Source organism: Protofrankia sp. CiP1_Cm_nod1 (genome assembly GCF_920888515.1).
Taxonomy (GTDB): domain Bacteria; phylum Actinomycetota; class Actinomycetes; order Frankiales; family Frankiaceae; genus Protofrankia.
Window position 1 is genome coordinate 1 of sequence record NZ_CAKKTM010000012.1, and the last position, 2,972, is coordinate 2,972.

3 protein-coding genes and 2 pseudogenes are annotated in these 2,972 nt (G+C 73.6%); 4 read left to right on the forward strand and 1 reads right to left on the reverse strand.

The window, feature by feature from the left end:
- Positions 1-252, reverse strand: a pseudogene (locus NBX02_RS00755) (hypothetical protein); the annotation flags it as partial.
- Between the two features lie 143 nt (positions 253-395).
- Here NBX02_RS00755 and NBX02_RS00760 point away from each other — a divergent pair.
- The 4 genes and pseudogenes from NBX02_RS00760 to NBX02_RS00770 all read left to right on the forward strand — a co-directional run.
- The gene (locus NBX02_RS00760) at positions 396-2,009 is read left to right on the forward strand and encodes an MFS transporter (protein WP_250289560.1); all 1,614 of its coding nucleotides are present in this window, start codon (positions 396-398) and stop codon (positions 2,007-2,009) included.
- 153 nt (positions 2,010-2,162) lie between these two features.
- Complete coding sequence (locus NBX02_RS00765; RefSeq protein WP_250282784.1) at positions 2,163-2,609, forward strand: hypothetical protein; 447 nt, start codon at positions 2,163-2,165, stop codon at positions 2,607-2,609.
- Between the two features lie 4 nt (positions 2,610-2,613).
- Entirely contained in the window at positions 2,614-2,745 is a 132-nt protein-coding gene (locus NBX02_RS22810; RefSeq protein WP_445548183.1) for a hypothetical protein, read from the forward strand.
- Positions 2,742-2,972: pseudogene (locus NBX02_RS00770) on the forward strand (futalosine hydrolase); the annotation flags it as partial. The gene NBX02_RS22810 and the pseudogene NBX02_RS00770, both read left to right, overlap by 4 nt.

Here is a 2,972-nt window from a genome sequence, read left to right on the forward strand (position 1 = left end):
GGGTGAGGCGGACGGCCGGCTCGCCCGAGCGGCCCGCGCCGGCCGGTCGCCCCGGGCCGGGTCGACGGGCTCCGCCGGGTCGACGGGCTCCGCCGGGTCGACGGGCCGGTCCGGGTCAACAGGCCGGTCCGGGTCAACAGGCCGGTCCGGGTCAACAGGCCGGTCCGGGTCAACAGGCCGGTCCGGGTCAACAGGCCGGTCCGGGTCGACGGGCCGGTCCAGGTCGACGGGCCGGTCAGGATCGACGGGCACCGTTGCGTCCCCGCTCACCGGTGCCGGGGGTGCTGCCGGGCCGAGCTGTACATCCTGAGCCTCCACGCACGTATTGTCGCCTACACGTTCCGGAACTGCGCTGCGTGGTCGTGATGGCTCTCCTGGGGGGGAGGACACTCAGCATGGTGAACGTGGGTGCCGGTGTCGCCAGGAGGGTGCGGAGGCTGCGGGCCTCCGCCCGCCGGGGCGGCGCCGAACAGTCCGGGCTCGCCTCCCTGGTGGAGCTCTCGTTCGTCAACGCGGCCGGGGACGCGCTGGTCACGGTAGCACTCGCCGGCTCACTTTTCTTCGCGGTACCCACCGGTGAGGCGCGTTCGAAAGTCGCCCTGTACCTGTTGATCACGATGGTGCCGTTCGTCCTGCTGGCACCGGTGATCGGCCCGGTGCTGGACAGGTTCGCCTATGGCCGCCGGACCGCCCTGGCCTCGATCTGCCTGGCCCGCGGCATGCTCGCCTGGCAGCTCGCGAGCTCCCTCGACGGAGTGGCGGTCTACCCGCTGGCGCTCGGGCTGCTGATGCTGTCCCGGTCGTTCGGGGTGGCCCGCAGCGCGGTCATCCCGCGGGTGACCCCCCGGGAACTGACCCTGGTGAAGGTCAACTCCCGGATCTCCCTGGTCAACATCGTGGCCGGGGCGGTGGCGGCCCCGCTCGGGCTCGGTATCGCCAACATTCCCTACATCGGCTACCCGTGGGTGCTGCGGATCTGCGCCATCGTCTACATGACGGGTGTTCTGCTCGCCTTCAACCTGCCCGGACACGTCGACTCCGCCGCGGGTGAGAAACGCGCCGTCCTCGGGGCGGGCCGCTTCCGCCCGCACCGGGACATCACCGGCCGGCTGCGCCGCGCGCTCGGCGGGCTGCCGGTGGCCCTGCGCGCCTCGCTGGTGCTGCGCGGCCTGGTCGGGTTCCTCACCTTCTACCTGGCGTTCCTGCTGCGGACCAGCGGCGGCAACAACCTGTGGCTGGCCGGGCTGGCGATCTGCGCCGGGGTGGGCAGCGGCCTGGGCGTGTTCGTCGGCGGCCGTCTCGGCCGTAAACGGCCGGAAGCGCTGCTGATGCTGTCGCTGCTGATGGCCGCCGGCGGCTGCCTGGGCGCTGCCGTCAACTACACCAAGCTGACCTCGCTGCTCGCGGCCCTGCTGGTCACCATGGCCAGCTCGACCGGCAAGCTCGGGCTGGACGCCATCATCCAGCGGGACGTCGCCGAGGACACCCGCAACTCGGCGTTCGCCCGCTCGGAGACCGCGATGCAGCTCGCCTGGGTCGCCGGCGGCGCGACCGGCCTGATCGAGATGCCCGGCACGCTCGGCTTCGCCGCCGCGTCCGCGGTGGTCCTGGGCACGATGTTCGTGGAGACCCGGGCCCTGCACCGTTCCCGGGCCGCGGCCCGGGAACGTCACAATGTCCCGTACGCCCCGGCAGCCCCGCACGGCCCGCACGCCGCCGCAGCCCCGTACGGCCCGGCCACCCCGTCCATGGCCCACTTCGACCCGGGGGCGCCCACCCAGCCGCAGGCCCCGCCCCTCGCGCAGCCCCTGCCACCAACCCTGCCGCAGCACCCGGCCCTGCCGCAGCACCCGGCCCTGCCACGAGCCCTGCCACAGCACCCGACGTTGCCACCGACCCTGCCGCAGGCCCCGGCCGTGCCGCGCCCACCCGCCGCGCCCGACGCCCCCACCGTGCCGCGGTCACCCGTCCGGCGCTGGTGGGAGCGCGGTTCCAGCCGGTCGGAATAATCCCGAAAGGTGATCAGGCGATACCGGCGGCCGGGAGCGCCGGCGGCTCATGGCCGAGGCCGGGCCGCTGAGCAGGCGGGTTGAGACCGACAACCCACCCGGAGGATCGCGAGCAGGCCGGCGTCCGACCGTCGGGAACGGTAACCTCCGATCGTGTCCGCATCTCGGCTACTTTTCCGCACCCGGCGGCGACGCCCCGTCGTGCTCGGCCTCCTCGGCGCGCTGGTCCTGGTGCTCACCGGCTGCGACAAGCCGACCCCGCTGGTGACGCTGCAGTCCGGCGACAACTTCGTGCAGGCGCACGCCGCCCAGTACGACCGCGACGGCACAGTGATCAAAAACGACAAGTACCAGGCGCCGGTCCTGCACGCCGTCCCCGGGTCGGTCGTCAACATCGACGTCGCGAAGTCGATCGCCGACAAGGGATATTTCCTGGCGTCCAACGACACCCGGATCACCGACGTCATCACCGAGCCCCACTACCGGCTGTCCGTGCCGGACGGGCGCGGCGAGGTGAACCTGACCGTCTTCCAGGCCCCGCACACCGGCTCCGAGCAGGCCTCCGGAAGCTGGCCGTTCCGGCTCGTCGTCCAGCCGTAGCCCGATGAGCCCCAGTCCTGTCAGCCTCGCCCGCACCGGCCCGGGCGGCGGCACGGCACGTCCCGACGGCACAGGCCCGGCCGTGGCACGCCCGGTCCGCGACCATCCGTCGACCGCCCCGCAGGCGGCCGCGTGAGCCGCATACTGCTCGTCACCGCGATGGCAGCCGAGGCGGACGCCGTCTGCGCCGGAATGATGGGGCCATGGCGGCCCCGGCCCACCATCGGCACGGGTAGCGGCCCCGCCGCTGCCGCCGGTGCGGGCAGGCTGTCGCGCGGTTCGCCGCCGTCGTGGGACCGCCAGCTCCTGACCGCCGTGCGGATCGGCCCCTACCTGGGACGCCGCTCCGGCCCGGTGACCGTC

Excerpts from the sequence above, each read along its gene's own strand:
- NBX02_RS00760 (WP_250289560.1), top strand. The coding sequence starts at position 396 with ATGGTGAACGTGGGTGCCGGTGTCGCCAGGAGGGTGCGGAGGCTGCGG.
- NBX02_RS22810 (WP_445548183.1), top strand. The coding sequence starts at position 2,614 with ATGAGCCCCAGTCCTGTCAGCCTCGCCCGCACCGGCCCGGGCGGCGGC.